At 67.2% G+C, this 16,027-nt stretch carries 13 protein-coding genes and 1 pseudogene; 8 read left to right on the forward strand and 6 right to left on the reverse strand.

Going from position 1 to position 16,027, the window contains the following annotated elements:
- Positions 1 to 126, forward strand: a pseudogene (locus BCY78_RS24550) (polyprenyl synthetase family protein); the annotation flags it as partial.
- Here the strand turns inward: BCY78_RS24550 and BCY78_RS06170 are convergent.
- The 5 genes from BCY78_RS06170 to BCY78_RS06190 form a co-directional block, all read right to left on the reverse strand.
- Positions 117 to 1,235 (reverse strand): SPFH domain-containing protein, encoded by a 1,119-nt coding sequence (locus BCY78_RS06170; RefSeq protein WP_068299389.1) that lies wholly within the window; start codon positions 1,233 to 1,235, stop codon positions 117 to 119. The pseudogene BCY78_RS24550 and the gene BCY78_RS06170 sit on opposite strands and share 10 nt — an antisense overlap.
- 40 nt (positions 1,236 to 1,275) lie before the next feature.
- Positions 1,276 to 2,214, reverse strand: coding sequence for a DUF2927 domain-containing protein (locus BCY78_RS06175; RefSeq protein WP_068299396.1), 939 nt, complete (start codon positions 2,212 to 2,214; stop codon positions 1,276 to 1,278).
- 13 nt (positions 2,215 to 2,227) lie between these two features.
- A complete protein-coding gene (locus BCY78_RS06180; RefSeq protein WP_068299397.1) occupies positions 2,228 to 3,400 on the reverse strand; it encodes a toxic anion resistance protein in 1,173 nt (390 codons plus the stop codon).
- Between the two features lie 39 nt (positions 3,401 to 3,439).
- A complete protein-coding gene (locus BCY78_RS06185) occupies positions 3,440 to 4,351 on the reverse strand; it encodes a 5-bromo-4-chloroindolyl phosphate hydrolysis family protein (RefSeq protein WP_068299401.1) in 912 nt (303 codons plus the stop codon).
- 215 nt (positions 4,352 to 4,566) lie between these two features.
- Positions 4,567 to 5,655, reverse strand: a complete 1,089-nt coding sequence (locus BCY78_RS06190) for a pseudouridine synthase (RefSeq protein WP_083194852.1) — start codon at positions 5,653 to 5,655, stop codon at positions 4,567 to 4,569.
- 100 nt (positions 5,656 to 5,755) lie between these two features.
- Here BCY78_RS06190 and BCY78_RS06195 point away from each other — a divergent pair, with 100 nt between their 5' ends.
- From BCY78_RS06195 to BCY78_RS06225, 7 genes are all read left to right on the forward strand, one after another.
- The gene (locus BCY78_RS06195; protein ID WP_139103101.1) at positions 5,756 to 6,217 is read left to right on the forward strand and encodes a nucleoside deaminase; all 462 of its coding nucleotides are present in this window, start codon (positions 5,756 to 5,758) and stop codon (positions 6,215 to 6,217) included.
- A 514-nt stretch (positions 6,218 to 6,731) separates the two neighbouring features.
- Positions 6,732 to 7,280 (forward strand): cellulose biosynthesis protein BcsN, encoded by a 549-nt coding sequence (locus tag BCY78_RS06200; RefSeq protein WP_139103098.1) that lies wholly within the window; start codon positions 6,732 to 6,734, stop codon positions 7,278 to 7,280.
- Between the two features lie 136 nt (positions 7,281 to 7,416).
- The gene (bcsA, locus tag BCY78_RS06205) at positions 7,417 to 9,816 is read left to right on the forward strand and encodes a UDP-forming cellulose synthase catalytic subunit (protein WP_068299925.1); all 2,400 of its coding nucleotides are present in this window, start codon (positions 7,417 to 7,419) and stop codon (positions 9,814 to 9,816) included.
- Positions 9,816 to 12,083 carry a cellulose biosynthesis cyclic di-GMP-binding regulatory protein BcsB gene (locus BCY78_RS06210; RefSeq protein ID WP_068299406.1) on the forward strand — a complete coding sequence of 756 codons (2,268 nt, stop codon included), beginning with the start codon at positions 9,816 to 9,818 and terminating at the stop codon, positions 12,081 to 12,083. The genes bcsA and BCY78_RS06210 overlap by 1 nt, the downstream gene beginning before the upstream one ends.
- Entirely contained in the window at positions 12,080 to 13,171 is a 1,092-nt protein-coding gene (locus tag BCY78_RS06215) for a glycosyl hydrolase family 8 (RefSeq protein WP_233499360.1), read from the forward strand. Before BCY78_RS06210 ends, BCY78_RS06215 begins: the two co-directional genes overlap by 4 nt.
- A complete protein-coding gene (locus tag BCY78_RS06220) occupies positions 13,156 to 14,643 on the forward strand; it encodes a hypothetical protein (RefSeq protein WP_068299409.1) in 1,488 nt (495 codons plus the stop codon). Before BCY78_RS06215 ends, BCY78_RS06220 begins: the two co-directional genes overlap by 16 nt.
- 7 nt (positions 14,644 to 14,650) lie before the next feature.
- A complete protein-coding gene (locus BCY78_RS06225) occupies positions 14,651 to 15,559 on the forward strand; it encodes a hypothetical protein (RefSeq protein WP_068299411.1) in 909 nt (302 codons plus the stop codon).
- Here BCY78_RS06225 and BCY78_RS06230 read toward each other — a convergent pair.
- A complete protein-coding gene (locus BCY78_RS06230) occupies positions 15,554 to 15,898 on the reverse strand; it encodes a lysozyme inhibitor LprI family protein (protein ID WP_068299412.1) in 345 nt (114 codons plus the stop codon). The two genes, BCY78_RS06225 and BCY78_RS06230, sit on opposite strands and share 6 nt — an antisense overlap.
- Between the last annotated feature and the right edge of the window lie 129 nt (positions 15,899 to 16,027).

A 16,027-nucleotide genomic window follows, 5' to 3' on the forward strand; every position in this document is an offset into this window, starting at 1 on the left:
GCTGCGACACAGGTGGGTCCGGTGATCGCCGGCTCGCCCGAGGCGCAGGTGCAGGCGATGTTCGATTATGGCGATGCGCTGGGGATCTGCTTCCAGATCGTCGACGATTACCTTGATTACGGCGGGGGCGGCGGCGGCATCGAGGCGAAGACCGAGGCCAGCGCCTGAACCGATCCGGCTTTCTCCCAGCCGGCCATGCCCTGCGTCCAGACCATCGTGTCGCGGTCGAACTGACCCTGCGCCATCATCTGCTGCAGCTGCGACGTGCCGAAGGGCCCGGTCGTCTGGCCATTCACCGCGACATGGAATTGCGCGGCGGCGGGCGGCGGCGGCGGAGGGGGCGGTGCGGCAGCAGCGGGCTGCTGCGTCTGGGCGTTCATATTGCCCATCGCATTGGCCACCTGCTGGGCCATGCCCATGCCCATGCCCATCCCCATGCCGGCGCCCATGGCGCTGTCGCCGCCGGCACCGGCCGCGGTCTGCATCGCCTGCGCAGCCGAGAACTGGGTGTATTTGTTCAGATCGCCCACGATGCCCATGGACGAACGCTGGTCGAGCACCTTCTCAACCTCGGGCGGCAGCGAGATGTTCTCGATATAGAGCTCGGGGATGCCGAGGCCGTACTCGGTCAGCGTCGGCGAGATCGCCTCCGAGACGATCTTCGACAGATCGCCGGTATTCGCGGCCATATCGAGGGCCGGGATGCCCGAGGCCGCCAGCGACTGGCTGACCTTCTGCACGACGATGTTGCGGATCTGGCCCGAGATCTCGTCCTCGGTGAATTCGCCATCCGTGCCGACGATCTCGGTCATGAACTTCGCGGGGTCGGTCACGCGGATCGTGTAGCTGCCGAAGGCCCGCAGGCGCAGCGCGCCGAATTCCGGGTCGCGCAGCATGATCGGGTTCTGCGTGCCCCATTTCAGGCCGGGGAAGCGGCGGGTGTTGACGAAATAGACTTCGGATTTGAAGGGCGAGTTGAAGCCATGCGACCAGCTTTGCAGCGCGGTCATGATCGGCATGTTGTTGGTCTCAAGCTCGTAGAGACCCGGACCGAACACATCGGCCATCTGCCCTTCGTGGATGAACACCGCCGCCTGGCCCTCGCGGACCGTCAGCTTGGCACCCATCATGATGTTGTTGCCGTAACGCTCAAATCGATAGACCAAGGTGTCCCGGCTGTCGTCGAGCCATTCGATGACGTCGATGAACTGGCCCTTGAGGAAATTGAAGACCATGGGTCACTCCTGCTGAAAAATAGTCTCGTAAAGATGGGCGTTAACTTGCACCCGCCACAAGCTCTGACGCAATGGTAAAAACCACGGGCCGGGCTTCACGTTCTGTCATGCCGGGCTGCAGACGCGGATCGTAATGGATCTGCAGCATCAGCAGGTCCATCGCGGTCAGGAAGGCGAATTGCTGGTCGTCGTTGAAAATCGACGGCCGCGCCCGGTCGCTGTCCGACGCCAGCCCGAGGCCCTGCGCCAGCTCTTCGTGATAGCAGGCCTCACGCGTGAGATCCGGGTGTTCGGCGCGGATCACCGCGACGGCCTCGGTGTAGCGGGCCGAACCATCGCGCGAGAAGGCGAGGGCGATACAGAAGGTGTCGCGCGGCATGTCGGTGATCAGGCGCACCGCGCCGTCGTCGATGCCGGGGATCAGCGCGCGCAGCCGGTCGCCGGCGCCGCGGCGCTCGGATTCCGACAGCACGAGGACATGGAAATTGCCATCCGTCTGCCCCAGCGGCGTGACGGACACGGAATGCCCGGTCGCCGTGGCCAGTTGCGAGGCCAGACGGCGCACGCGGCGATAATCGTCGACGCGCATCTGCCGACCGCTGGAGGCCCCGAATTCGAGGCTGTAGCGTACCGGCGACTCCCAGCGACGCAGCAGGCTGGCCCGGCCCGAGCGGCGGCCAGAGCTGGCGTGTTCCTCGTGCAAGGCGATGTCGATATAGGTCTCGGCCAGACGCGCGGGCGTGAGGGTCACATCCTCGGACCCGTCGTCCGTGCGCATCAGCCGGCCTTCGACGCGGCGCTCTTCGATCTCTTCGTAATAGGCGCGCAGATCCGCCGACAGCGGATCAACCGGCAAGACCTCGGCCGGGCGGGCCGGGGCGGCCTGCGGCACCGGACGCGGATCGCCCACGCCCAGCGAGGTACAGCCGGCCGCCGCCAGAGCCGTCAGCCCCAGCGCCGCCAGCGTGCGGATGGTCATGAGAGGTCGCGCCTCACGCCGCCGGGGATGGAGCGTTTTCACGAGCCTTTGCCGCTGCGAGAGAGTCCCGCAATTCGGCCTCCATCTTCTGAAGTTCCTGTTCGGCGGCGGCGCGCTTGGCCTTGCCCTCGTCGGCGATCTGCAGGCTGTCCTGAATGGTGCCGATCAGCGCGTCGTTGGCTTGCTTGACGGCTTCGATGTCGAAGACACCGCGTTCCATCTGCTCGCGCACCGTGCGGTTCGTCTCACGCAGGTTCTCGGCGTTGCGGGTCAGCAGCTCGTTGGTCAAGTCATTGGCCGCCTTGATCGATTCCGCCGCTTCCTTCGAGCGTTGGATGGTCAGCGCCTGCGCCAGCTGGGTCTCCCACAGCGGCACGGTGTTGACCAGCGTCGAGTTGATCTTGGTGACCAGCGACTTGTCGTTCTCCTGCACCAACCGGATCGAGGGCAGCGACTGCATCGTCACCTGCCGAGTCAGTTTCAGGTCATGCACCCGGCGCTCCAGATCGTCGCGGGCGGCGCGCAGGTCGCGCAATTCCTGCGCGACGACGATCTTCTGATCCTCGGGCGCGGCATCGGCTTCGGCCTGCTTGGCAGGGATGGTGACCGCGTCCAGTTCCTTCAGCTTTTCCTCGCCGGCGGCGATGTAGAGCGCCAGCTCCTGATAGAAATCGAGCGTCTTCTCATAGAGCAGATCGAGCGACTTGATGTCCTTCAGCAGCACAGTCTCATGGCCCAGCAGGGTCTCGGTGATCTTGTCGATCTGGCCCTGCACGGTCTCATAGCGCGCCATGAAATTGGCCAGCGGCGCTGCCTTGCCGGTCAGACGCTCCCACCAGCTGCGCTCGCGGCGGGTGTCCAGCTCGCTGACCGAGAAGCCACGGATCGTGGTGACGATCTGGCGCAGGCTGTCGCCGGCCGGGCCCACGTCCTTGTTGCGCACGTCGTTCAGCATCGCTTGGCTGATCGTCTGCAGCTCCATCTGCGCCCGCGCGCCGAAGCCGATGATCGACGAGGTCTCGGTCATGTCGATCTCGGACATGCGCGAGCGGATCTCGGCGGCGACCGGCGCCTCGGCCTGCTCAAGCGGCACAAGCTCGCCCACGGGATCGGGCAGTCGCACCAGCGCGGCCTCTTCGACGGCGGTGGTCAGTTCGTTGGCCTGTTGGCGAACCTGCTCGGACATCGGGGCATCCTTTCTGGAATGAGTTCTCAAAATATCGGGTCAGGAGGTCGGGGTCACGGGCAGCGCAGGACGCAGCCCCTCACGTTCAAGGCGCTCGCGCAGGACGTCGATCTCGATCTCCAGCTCTTGCCGGTCGGAATCGCGCAACGTCTCGGTACGCAGCATGAAATTCTGTTCCAGATCGTCCAGCAGCGCGACGTATTCCACGCGGGCCTGGGCATCTTTCTCGCGCTCGTAGATCTCGACGAACTTGACCGTCGCATCGCGCGCGCCCTGCAGATAGACGCTGAGATAGCGCCGGGCCGAGGTCAGGTTCTGCGGGTCGTCCTCGACGACACGCAGCAGGTCGCGAACGTGGGTCTGGAACTCCTGCAGACGGGCCTCCAGCTTGCGGTCACGCGCGCGGAGCATGGCGTCGGACATCGCCGAGAGATAGGCCTCGGCTCCCTCGACGGCACGGGCAACGCGGTCGGTCTGGAACTCGTCAACGCCTTCCATCCCCTTGTCACGCAAGGGATCGGGGCCGAAGGACAGGAAGTGCAGGACCGCGCCGAGGCCACCGAAGATCACCGGCACGGCCATGCCGCCGTCCGCACCGAAGCCGGCCAGCGCCAGGCCCAAGCCCATCGCCACAGAGCCGAAGATCTTGCGCGGGATCGCGGGGCGGCGGGCGACGCGGCGTTGGTCATAGGCGTCTTGGGCGATCACCCCTTCGCGCGTCATCCAGGCCGAGAACAGCAGCACGGCGAAGACGCCCAGATGCTGCGCCATGCCGGCGGGATCGCGGAAGAAGGCGCTGAAGGCCCAGAGGAACGGCAGCATGAACAACAGGTTCACGCGCGCGCCCACGGGGCTGACCCGCTTTACCGCGCGGCGCTTGCGCGGGCTGGTCGAGGTGTCGGGGCGAGGGTCGCCACCGGGGGAATTCGGTCCACCGAAACGCCGTGCCATGCCTCAGCCCCCCACGAACCAAGTGTAAAGGATCAATCCCAGCAGGATCAGATAGGCGATATTCTGCAAGCCACGCGTTGTCACTGTCACATCCCTGTCGGCGCCCGGACTTGGGGCCCTCCGTCATCCCCGATATCGGGGCGCCCCCAGCATATAGGAGCGAATGTCGAAACTATAAGACAGGTGCGTCGGGATTGGAAAGCACCGAGGGCCGATCAATCGCGCGGCTTGCCGCGTCCGGGCCGTCCCTTGGGCAAGTCCTTGCCCGGTGTGCCGGATTTCGCGCCGCCGGGGCTGACCATGGTGCCGCGCGCCGACTTGCTGCCCCAGCTCTTGGGCTTGGCCGTCTCGCCATCCGGGCCCTTGCGCGGGCCGCCATGGCTGCGCATGCCCCAGGACTTGCGACCGGGCTTGTCCTCGGCCTCGGGCGTGGCTGCCGGGCCGCCGGGCTTTCGCGGGGTGCGCGGGGGCATCTTCTGCGCCAGCGGTGCCGCGCGCCCCTCGGCCACCTCGTCCGAGGCAAGGCCCAACTGATCCTTCAGCACGCGCGGACGCAGCTCCTCGACCGCGCCGGAGGCCAGATTGCCCAGCTGGAACGGGCCATAGGCCGTGCGGATCAGGCGGTTCACGGTCAGGCCGACGCTATCCATGGCGCGACGGATCTCGCGGTTCTTGCCTTCACGGATGCCGACGGTCAGCCAAGCGTTCGCGCCCTGCTGCCGGTCAACGGTCACCAGCATCGGCTGGAAACGCTCGCCATCGATGACCACGCCTTGCTTCAGGGGGGCCAGAATCGCCTCGGTCGGCGTGCCGTTCACGCGGACACGGTACTTGCGCAGCCACCCGGTCGAGGGCAGCTCCAGCCGCCGCTTCAACTCGCCATCGTTGGTCAGCAGCAACAGACCTTCGGAATTGAGGTCAAGCCGACCGACCGACATCACCCGCGGCATGCCTTCGGGCAGGTTGTCGAACACCGTCTCGCGGCCCTTCTCGTCGCGCTCGGAGGTCACGAGGCCCAGCGGCTTGTGATAGAGCCAGACGCGCGTCGGCTCCTTCGCACCCAAAGGCTTGCCGTCCACCGTGACCTTGTCGCGGGGCGTGACGTTCAGCGCGGGGCTGTCGATCACCGTGCCGTTCACCGCCACGCGGCCCTCGGCGATCATCGTCTCGGCCGAACGACGCGAGGCGACACCGGCGCGGGCCAGCACCTTGGCAATCCGCTCGCCGGCGCGGGTCTCGCCGGTCTTCACGGGCGTCGTGGTCGGGCGCTTGGTCGAGCTGGGGCGGCTGGGCGGTTTGGTCATCGGAACAATCGTTGAGAGGCGAGGGGAAGGGCAGGGGCCTTGCGCGGCGGGGCACAAGAGGGCATCCAGTCCCATCAACCGTTTCTGGCCGCCCATGTCAATGAAGCCCGCCTTTTCCGACAGCCCGATGCAGCTGGCCCTCGCCGAGGCGCGGGCGGCCGCGGCGCGTGGCGAGGTGCCGGTCGGCGCGGTGATCACCGATCCCTCGGGCGCGGTCGTGGCGCAGGCCGGCAACCGCACGCGCGAGCTGAACGACCCCACCGCCCATGCCGAGATACTGGCCCTGCGCGCCGCCTGCGCCGCGGCGGGTTCCGAGCGTCTGCCCGGCCACGCGCTGTGGGTGACGCTGGAGCCCTGTCCGATGTGCGCCGCGGCGATCGGCTTCGCCCGGGTCGCCCGGCTCTATTACGGGGCGTCCGATCCCAAGTCGGGCGGGGTGGCACAGCCGCCCCGAGTCTACACCCATCCGCAATGCCATCACGCGCCCGAGGTCTACGATGGCATCGCCGAGGACGAGGCCGCGGCAATGCTGAGGCAGTTCTTCGCGGCGTTGCGCAAATAGCGCAGTGTCACTCAACCCATGGGTGAAAATGTCAGGCAATGGCGGCGCAAGCTATGCCCTCATTCCGCGCGCAGGGCGCAAATTATGCCCGTTTGCGCTCGCAACGGGCCCTTTCGGGCTATCCAGGCGGGTTAGGCCCTTGGCCTTGGGGATAAAACGGATTGCGTGAAAGCGGCGTTTTCAGTAAATTCCAAACAAAAGAATAACCGAGGCATAGACCGCGGCACAGGCAGGAACACGGGACGGACCGGGCATCGGTGCAGGCATCAAGACCTGCCGTCAGGACCCCGTCGGGTTAAGGCCCGTGCCGTAGGGCAACGGCAGAGCAGGCATTATGATTGGTAGGTTTCGGGCTCATGGCCCTTTCCGTCGCGTTGCGACGACTCGCAAGGTTGCGCCCGGACTTCTGGCGGCGCTGACAGGGCTGGCCGTTCTGGCGGGCTGCAGCCAGCAACAAAGCGACATGACCGCAGGCGGCATCTACCGCTTCATGGGGTCGACGCGAAATCCTGACATGGAAACGCTTGAGAACACGGTGGAATACACTGTCGTTCCGTCCTCGCGCGCCATGGTCAGCGCGCCTCAGGCGCTGGTGGTCTTCGAGCGCAACCTCGGTGGCGCGATGGAGCAGCGGATCATCCTGCCCAACGACACCGCCGTGCGGGGCGACAACGTCATGCATATCCGCGCGCAGACGTCGCGCAGTGCGGAACTCAACAGCTTCGATTTCGACGAGATCGCCGCGCGCTTCGGAGCGATGCCGGCCCCGTTCGAGCGGGTGAACGCCTCCAGCCTGCAATCCGGCACCGACAGCCTTGGCACCTATGTCTACGCCCGCGAAACGGTCGGCGCGAATACGCTCTGTGTGCTGGTTCTGCGCCGCCTCGGCGTGGGCGCGCGCCCGCTGCCGCGTGGCACTCAGGCGCTGGACGTCGTGATGCGCAACTGCGTCGCGGGTTCGATGGAGCAGGCGCTGGCCCCGATGAGCGACCGCTCGCTGGGTGTGACCGGGGCGCAGGGGACGGTCTACACCATGTCCCCCCACGCCGCGCCGCGCGGGTGACCCAAGGGTTAGCCGCGACGCAGCATCGCGCGGAAATCGCCATGCTGCGCCGCAGGATTGACGCAATGCTGACGAGTTCGCCGTTCAGGTTAACGATAAGTAAAGAGTAGAGACAGGGATACGGGCGATGATCAGAATGATTGGCACACGGGCACTGACGCCCAGCAACAAGGTGACCTTGTTGCTGTGGCTGATGCTTCTCGTGTTGGTGGCTGGCCTTGTAAGCGTGCCGACCTCCATTCAGGTGCAGGCCACGCTGGGCATCGCCGCGGTGATCGCCGTCGCGGTGCTGAAGCCCATCGCCATGGAGAACATGGTCGCCCGCTTCGCGATGATGGCCATCGCCTCGACGCTGGTGCTGCGCTACTGGGCGTGGCGCGTGACCGAGACGTTGCCGGCGGCCTCGGACCTTGTGTCCTTCATCCCGGCGATGATCCTGTTCACCGTGGAAACCTACGCCATCGGCGTGTTCTTCCTCTCGGCCTTCATGACCGCCGACCCGGTGAAGCGGCACCTGCCGCCGCGGGTGGCCGCCAAGGACCTGCCGACGGTCGACATCCTTGTGCCGTCCTACAACGAACCGATCGAGATGCTGGCCGTGACCCTGTCCGCGGCCAAGAACATGCACTACCCCGAGCACAAGCGCACCGTCGTTCTGTGCGATGACGGCGGCACCGATCAGCGCTGCAACAGCGACGATCCCGAACTGGCCGAGAAGGCCCGCAAGCGCCGCCGCGACCTGATCCAGCTCTGCAACGAGCTGGGTGTGATGTATTCGACCCGGGCCAAGAACATCCACGCCAAGGCCGGCAACATGTCGGCCGCGCTGGAGAAACTGGACGGCGACATCGTCGTGGTGTTCGACGCCGACCACGTTCCTTCGCGCGATTTTCTGGCCCGCACCGTGGGCTATTTCGTCGAGGACCCGAAACTCTTCCTCGTGCAGACGCCGCACTTCTTCCTCAACCCCGATCCGATCGACCGGAACGTGGGTTTTGCCGATGATTGCCCGCCGGAAAACGAGATGTTCTACCACCTGTCCCACCGCGGTCTCGACCGTTGGGGCGGGGCGTTCTTCTGCGGCTCGGCGGCGCTTCTGCGCCGTCGCGCGCTGGATGAGGCCGGTGGCTTCGCCGGCGACACCATCACCGAGGACGCCGAGACCGCGCTGGGCATCCACGCCCGCGGCTGGAAGTCGCTCTATGTCGATCACGCGATGATCGCTGGTCTGCAGCCCGAAACCTTCGTGTCCTTCATCGAACAGCGCGGCCGCTGGGCGACGGGCATGATGCAGCTTCTGATCCTGAAGAACCCGCTGAAATACCGCGGTCTCAGCCTGACGCAGAAGCTGTGCTACCTGAACTCGATGACCTTCTGGCTGTTCCCGCTGGTGCGGATGACCTTCATCCTCGCGCCGCTGGCCTATCTGTTCTTCGGCCTGCAGATCTTCGTCGCCACGATCGAGGAAGTCGCGGTCTACATGACCAGCTACATGGCCGTGAACTTCATGATCCAGAACGCGCTTTACGGTCGCGTCCGCTGGCCGCTGGTCTCCGAGATCTACGAGACGGCGCAGGCGCCGTACCTGTCCTCGGCCATCTTCAAGACGATCTGGAACCCGCGCGGCGCCAAGTTCAACGTGACCGCGAAGGACGAGATCCTCGAAGAGGATTTCGTCTCGCCGATCTTCAAGCCGCTCCTGTTCATCTTCGCGCTGACCCTGCTGGGCGTCGTCGCCGCGGCAACGCGTTGGGTGATGTTCCCGGGCGACCAGAACATCATCTTGGTCGTGGGCGGCTGGGCTGTGTACAACTTCCTGCTGGTGGGCGCCGCGATCCGCTCGATCGCCGAGCGCCAGCAGCGCCGCGCCGTGCCCCGCGTGCCGGTGAACGTGCCGGCCACCGTGGCCTTCGGCGTGGAGCGTCCGGTCTTCATGAACGCTGCCGTGGTCGATGCCTCGACCTCGGGCTGCCGGATGATCGTACGCACCCGCACCGGTGCCGATGGCATGCCGATCGGTCTGCCCAAGGAAGGCGACACCTTCTACTTCACGCCGGAATTCCCCAAGTCGCCGCATCTGGAGAACGCCGTGCGCGTGCAGGTGAAATCGGTGGTGCGAGAGGGCGATACGGCTTCGCTGGGCGTGAAATACGACCCCGATCAGCCGATGCTGGTGCGCGAGACCGTGGCCCATATGATCTTCGGCGACTCGGCCTCGTGGGAGACCATCCGCGCCACGCGTCACAAGAAGATGGGCCTGCTGCGCGGCATGTATTACGTGCTGAAGCTCTCGCTGGGCGGCATCTATCACACGATGAAGGCCCTCGCGGCCGAGCCGGCCCGCCTGCAGCGTGCCAAGGCGCGGGAGAATCAGGTCGTGGTGGTGGAGCAGAAGCCCGCGCACCTGCTGGCCTTCGGCGAGACCTTCGATCCGCCGCAGGCCGAGCGTCCGATCTCGTTGCTGCAAGCCGCGCTGGCCCAGAACGCCACCCGCTTCAGCGCCGAGGACACCGTTCAAGGCGGGGAGGCCTATTGATGCGCCTCTTTCTCCTGACACCCCGTCCCCTCGTGCTGGCCGCTGCGCTGACGGCGCTCGGTGGGGCCATGATCCCCGGCCTGCCGGCCGTGGCGCAAAACAACGGGCAAGGCTTCATCCCGCTGCCCTTGGGCGACGACAACGCCACGCCCGAGGCGCTGGCGGATTTCGAGCGCCTGAACGCCGAACGCCTTGAGGCCGAGCGTCACCGCGGCAACTTCGTCGAGCCCGCCTCGGCTGATCCGCGCATTGTCAGCCCGCTGCGCCCGATCGAGGCACGGGGCCGTCCCGCCGGCAGCGCCATCCGCTTCGACGGCGAACGCCGGACGCTGCAATTCGCGCTCTTCGTGCCGCAGCCCGATCAGGCGCAGGCGCTGCGCCTCTCGACGCTGTCGTCGATCAACGTCCTGCCCGAACGCTCGCATTACCGCGTCTTCGTCAACGACACGCTGGTGGGGCAGGGGCAGCTGGAGAACTTCACCGAGTTCGGCACCGTCGACTTCCCGCTGGGGCCGGCCTCGTTGCTGCCCGGCATGAACAACGTCCGCATCGAGCTGGTGCAATACCACCGGATCTATTGCGGACCGGAAGCCTCGTTCGCGCTGTGGTCGGATATCGACCTCGCAAATTCGGGCGCCGTGCTGGCCTCGTCCGAGGGGATCTCGGGGCCGGACGGCTTCCTGATGGGCCTTGCCGCGGCCTCGGCCACCGGCTCGGGGATCGAGATCCGTGGCGCGGAAGGTCTGGGCGACTACCGCGAGGAATGGGTGTCCGGCATCACCCAACGCATCTCGTCCGCGCTGGGCGGCGATCCGATCCCGTTCCGCTTCACCGATTACTGGTCGGTGCAGGGCGCCGCGCGCTCGGCCTCGCGCATCACCTTCCTGCCGTCGACGCAAAACCGCCTGTCGTTCCGCGTGGCCGGTGACGGCGCGCAGGTGATGGTCGTCGAGTTCATCCCCGGCGAGCGCCCGCATGCCCTGCCGGAATTCGAGACCGTCCTGCCGCAGGTGGCTGAGCGCGCCGCGCCGCATCTGATCGCGACCGAGGTGCCGGTGCCGTTCTCGGACTTCGGCTTCACCGGGACCGAGATCTACGACCACTACACCCGCATCGACACGCGCTTCCGTCTGCCCGACGATTATGTCGTGCTGACCAACGCCAAGGCCGAGATCGCGCTGGATTACATCTTCGTGCAGGGCCTGCCGGATCAGTCGATGCTGCTGGTGCATATCAACGGCGAGAACGTCCGCCTGCTGCCCCTGTGGCGCGAGGGCGGCGAGCTGATCGAGCAGTTCCCGGTCCGGTTCGAGGCCAAGCTGCTGCGCTCGGGCATCAATACCATCAGCTTCGAAGTGCTGATCCCCGGCAACCCGGCGGATATGCCCTGCGCCTTCAACGACACGCCGATCCTCGGGATTGGCGAGGGCTCGACCCTGACGGTGCCGTTCAGCCCGTCGATGTACCTGCCCGATATGCACATCGCCTTCGCCGGCCTGACCCCGTCGAGCGTGATGACCAACGAGATGACCCAGCGCGCCTATGACGCCGACGACGTGGTGACCCTGCGTGCGGCCCTCAGCGGCGGCGAGCGTCCGGACGCGGTCGCGCTGAACTCGCGGCTGCATCTTCTGTCGCTCGATGACCTCGGCTCGGTGCCGACCGGGGGCTATCAGTTGAGCCGCCGCGCGCTTGACGCGGCGCTGATCGACCACGGCCAGACCGCCGCCGCGCAACTGGCGGCCGAACAGCCCGCCCATGCGTTGCTGCGCCGTCGTGAAGGAGCGGACAGCACCGCTGCGCTGTCGCGTGGCTGGGCTTGGCTGGAAGATGGCTTCTACCGGGCGCTGCAATGGCTGCAGCCGCAGACCGGCATGCGCCTCGACCAATGGCTCGAGCAGCAGGACGCGCAGGCGGTGCTGATCCAGCTCGACCCGTCGCGGCCCAACCAGCTGTGGATGGTCCGCGCACCCGACAGCGACATCAGCGCGATTGCGTCGGCCGTCGTCGCGGCCCGCACCACGGCCGAGGGCCCGCGCGGTCAGGTCTCGGTGCTGGACCGCAACGGCCAGTGGGACAGCTGGACGGCGCCGGATCGGCAACCCGTCCTGCTTGAGCCGCTGGGACCGGGCAACATCCGCCATGTCGTCGGCAACTTCGTCTCGGCTATGCCGATCCGCTATGTCGCGGGCCTGTTTTTCCTTGCCCTTGTCTCGGCGCTGTTCGCGCTGAAACTGGTCATCGCCACGCGGGAGCACAATTCATGAACCGGCGCGATTTCATGACCCTTCTGGGCGCCATGCCCGTCTTCGCCGCCTGCACCCATGGCGCCGGCGCGCAGGGCCTCCTGACCACGGGCCAGTTGTCCGAAAGCGCCGCCCCCGTCTGGGCCGCGTGGAAAGAGGCCTATCTGCAACCCGATGGCCGCGTGGTCGACGGGGTGCAGAACAACGCCAGCCACTCGGAAGGGCAGGGCTATGGCGCCCTGCTGGCCACCGAATTCGGCGACGAGGAAGCCTTCACGCGCATCGTCTCGTGGACGGAATCGACGCTGGCGATCCGGGGTGACGGCCTTCTGGCCTGGCGCTATCTGCCTGAGCAGTCGAACCCGGTGCCGGATCTCAACAACGCCTCGGACGGCGATCTGTTCTACGCCTGGGCCATGGTCCGCGCGAGCCAGCGTTTCGCCAACCGTAACTACCTTCAGCGCGCCCAGCAGATCGCCGCCGCGCTGGCCGATCACTGCATCGTGCCGTCGCGCGCCGATGCCGCCGAGATGATCTTCCTGCCCGCCGCGCAGGGCTTCGTCCACGAGGACCGCGTGGTCTTCAACCCCAGCTACATCATGCCGCTGGCGATGCGCGAGGTTGCCTCGGCCACGGGCGTCATCGAACTGGCGCAGACCGCCCAGCACGCCGAGGGCATCCTGCTGCGGCTGGCCGATGCCGGCCCGGTGCCCGACTGGATCGAGGTCACGGCGCAGGGCATGACGCCCGCCAACGGCTTCTCGAACGACGCCGGCTACGAGGCGATGCGCGTGCCGCTGTACCTCGTGTGGTCGGGCCTCAACCGCCATCCTGCGGTGACGCAGATGATGCGGGTCTATGACCGCACCGTGCAGCCCGGCGTGCCGGTGCCGACGCGGATCGACCCGGCCTCGGGCTCGGTGCTGGAGGCCTCGAACGATCCCGGATACCGCGCTCTGGCGGCGCTGGTGTCTTGCGCGGGCACGACCGGGGCCGTCGGCTCGGATATGCCGGCCTTCGATCCCCGCCAGCCCTATTACCCGGCGACATTGCAGATGTTCGCGATGATTGCCGCCAACCAGGTGAGTCCCGAATGCGTGCCGATCTGATGAAAACCGCCCTTCGTCCCCTGCTGGCCGCCACCGCGACCGCGCTGGCCCTGACCCTGACCCTGCCGGCCCCTGCCATGGCGCAGGAGCCCGGTGCCGAGGATCTGCGCGCGCTGATCTATTACCTCGACCATGACGACCAGCGCTCGGTTCAGGCCGAGATGCGGCGCCTGCGCTCGCAATTCCCGCGCTGGACGCCGCCCGCCGATGTGACCGAGCTGCGCGCCCGCACCCAGACGGCAACCGCCACGGTCGATGTGCAGCCGATCTGGGGCCGCATCGAGCGTCAGGATTATGCCGGCGCCCGCTCGCTGATTGCCGAAGCCCGCGCCCGCGTGCCCTCGTGGTCGCCCGATGCCGAGATGCTGCGGGTTCTGGAAACCAACGAGCAGCAGGCCGCTTTCGACGCCGCCTATCAGCGTCGTGATCCGGCGGCCGCGCTCGCCGCGGTGCGCCGGGTGCCCGCGCTGATGCGCTGTGACAGGATCAACAACGCCTGGCGTCTGGCCGAGCTGTACCAACAGGCCGATCAGGCCTCGAGCGCGGTGGCCACCTATCGCGGTGTGCTGTCGTCCTGCTCGCGGTCCAGCGACGTAATCCCGACGCTGGAGAAGGCCAATGACGTCGCCAGCTGGGACCAGATGACCGAGCTGTTCGCGCTGGCCCGTCAGACCGGGCCGGGCAATGCCGGTCAGCTGGATACGCTGGAAACCCGCCTGCGCGCCGGCCGCGGCGGCCGGGTCGCCACCACCGCCCGGACCTCGACGACCACCGCAGCGGCCGCGCCCGCCGCCGCCCCGGCGCCGCGCGCCAGTGCCGCCCCGGCGGCGCCCGTCGCCAGCGCCGGCAGCGCGATTGCCGCCGCACCCGTCAACACCGGCAGCCTGCCCCTGCGCGGCGATGGCCGCATCGCCCGTGTCCGCGCGCTGAAGGAACAGGGCAACTGGGGCGCGTGCCTTGCGGAATCGGCCAACCCGCGCTCGATCGAGATCCTGTATGAGCGGTCGTGGTGCGCCTATTCGCTGGAGCGCACCGGCGAGGCCCTGTCGGGTTTCACCACCACCGTGCAGCGCGGTCAGGGTCTGGGGGCCGAGGTCGGTCGTGACGCCCGGTTCGGCATGACGCTGGCCTATCTCAACATGAACATGACCGAGGAGGCTGCGCGCATCGCCGCCGCGACGAACCTCACCCAGACCCAGCGGGTCGAGGTGGAATCGACGATCCTCGACCAGCGTGGCGTGCGGGCCTTCCACCAGCGCGAATACACGCAATCGATCGCCTATCTCACCGCGCTGGAGCAGCTGACCGGCACCCTGCGTCGCGATCTGGCGATGCTGCGCGGCTATGCCTATCTGCGCAACGATCAGCCGCAGCAGGCGTTGTCCGAGTTCCAGCGGCTCGATGGCCAGCTGTCGACGGATGAAACCCGCTCCGCCATCGCCTCGGTGCGTGGCATCCTGAGCGGGGGCTGAGGCGGCCATGCGGCTCGTCCTCCATATCGGCGCCCATGGGACCGACGGGGGACAGATCGCCGGCTGGATCGACAGAAATCGCGGGGCGCTGGAGGCCGACGGGATCGTCGCTCCGGCGCCTCGTCTGTTTCTGGGCCGCCTGTCCGAGGTTCTGGACCAGCAGCGCGACGCCGACCCCTTGGCCCGCGAGGAGGCGCTGTTGCGCGGGCTCGGCGCCTCGGGGCAGCGGCGGCATATGTGCGTCAGCACGCCGGGGCTTCTGGGCAGCGTCAGCGATGTCCTCTCGGACGAGGGGTTCTACCGCCGCGGCGTCGTCCCGCGCCTGCAGGGCCTGTCTGCGCTGTTCCCGCGCACCCGCCTGCGGCTGTTGTTGTCCCTCCGCGCCGCGCGGGGGTTGATACCCGCACTTTTGCCCGATGAGCCGGGCGCGGCCGAGGCGATCCTGCCCCTCATCCCCGACGACACGCTGCCTTGGTCGCGGCTGGTCGGCAGCCTGCGCCGTCATTTGCCCCGCGCCGAACTGGTGGTCTGGCGGCACGAGGATCTGCCCACGGTCTGGCCGCAGGTCTTGTCCGAGATCCTCGGCCCCAATGCCGCGCTGCCGCCGCAGGGTCTTCTGGATTTCGCGCAGGCCGGTCTTGGCCACGAGGCACGGCTACGGATGCGGCGCTATCTGGCCGAGGCCTCGGCCCCGCCAGCCAATGCCGGGCAGCTGCGCCGCATCGCCGAGGCCTTCGCCCATCGCTACGGCACCGTCGCCACGCCCGAGCCGGTCACCCGATTACCCGGCTGGATCCGCAGTCGGCTTGAGGATCTGGACGCGGGCTATGACACCGAATGGGCGGATCTGGCGGCGCAGCAAGGGGTTCGTGTCCTGCTGCCGCCGGGCACGAATAGCGGCGCCAGTCGCTCATAGCGGCCGGTCGATCCCGTCATAGACCGCCTGCAGGGCTTCGATCCGGCTGCGATAGGCTTCCGTCAGGCAGGGGACATCCGCACCGCAAGCCTGTCGTTCTGACAGCCAGGCGCGTTGGTCATCGGCCATCGCGCCACGCCGTCCCATCATGAACAGCCCGCGCAGGAAGCGGTACATCGTCGCCATTTCCACATCCATGTCGTTGAGGCTGCGGCTGTCGCAGATGGCCTGTTCATCGGCGGCAAGGCCGGTTTGCGCGCAGTCGAAGCTGGCGGCCGCCGCCGGGGGCACAAAGCCGACGAGGCACAGGATGATGGCAGGAAGGGCAGGGCGGCGCATCGGACGACTCCGGTGGTTGATGCCTTCAGCCTAGCCCTGGGTTGCGCCGCGCGATAGCGGGCTCACGAAACCTTGCAGAAAGTCCTTGATCCTCCAGTGACTGGAGGATTTATCCAAAGAGCGCCCCAA

Source organism: Pararhodobacter sp. CCB-MM2, assembly GCF_001691415.1.
In the GTDB taxonomy this organism is placed as follows: domain Bacteria; phylum Pseudomonadota; class Alphaproteobacteria; order Rhodobacterales; family Rhodobacteraceae; genus Pararhodobacter.

What these genes read in the sequence shown, in the direction of transcription:
- BCY78_RS06170 (WP_068299389.1), bottom strand. Translation starts at nt 1,235, where the DNA reads ATGGTCTTCAATTTCCTCAAGGGCCAGTTCATCGACGTCATCGAATGG.
- BCY78_RS06175 (WP_068299396.1), bottom strand. Translation starts at nt 2,214, where the DNA reads ATGACCATCCGCACGCTGGCGGCGCTGGGGCTGACGGCTCTGGCGGCG.
- BCY78_RS06180 (WP_068299397.1), bottom strand. Translation starts at nt 3,400, where the DNA reads ATGTCCGAGCAGGTTCGCCAACAGGCCAACGAACTGACCACCGCCGTC.
- BCY78_RS06185 (WP_068299401.1), bottom strand. Translation starts at nt 4,351, where the DNA reads ATGGCACGGCGTTTCGGTGGACCGAATTCCCCCGGTGGCGACCCTCGC.
- BCY78_RS06190 (WP_083194852.1), bottom strand. Translation starts at nt 5,655, where the DNA reads ATGACCAAACCGCCCAGCCGCCCCAGCTCGACCAAGCGCCCGACCACG.
- BCY78_RS06195 (WP_139103101.1), top strand. Translation starts at nt 5,756, where the DNA reads ATGAAGCCCGCCTTTTCCGACAGCCCGATGCAGCTGGCCCTCGCCGAG.
- BCY78_RS06200 (WP_139103098.1), top strand. Translation starts at nt 6,732, where the DNA reads ATGGAAACGCTTGAGAACACGGTGGAATACACTGTCGTTCCGTCCTCG.
- bcsA (WP_068299925.1), top strand. Translation starts at nt 7,417, where the DNA reads ATGATTGGCACACGGGCACTGACGCCCAGCAACAAGGTGACCTTGTTG.
- BCY78_RS06210 (WP_068299406.1), top strand. Translation starts at nt 9,816, where the DNA reads ATGCGCCTCTTTCTCCTGACACCCCGTCCCCTCGTGCTGGCCGCTGCG.
- BCY78_RS06215 (WP_233499360.1), top strand. Translation starts at nt 12,080, where the DNA reads ATGAACCGGCGCGATTTCATGACCCTTCTGGGCGCCATGCCCGTCTTC.
- BCY78_RS06220 (WP_068299409.1), top strand. Translation starts at nt 13,156, where the DNA reads ATGCGTGCCGATCTGATGAAAACCGCCCTTCGTCCCCTGCTGGCCGCC.
- BCY78_RS06225 (WP_068299411.1), top strand. Translation starts at nt 14,651, where the DNA reads ATGCGGCTCGTCCTCCATATCGGCGCCCATGGGACCGACGGGGGACAG.
- BCY78_RS06230 (WP_068299412.1), bottom strand. Translation starts at nt 15,898, where the DNA reads ATGCGCCGCCCTGCCCTTCCTGCCATCATCCTGTGCCTCGTCGGCTTT.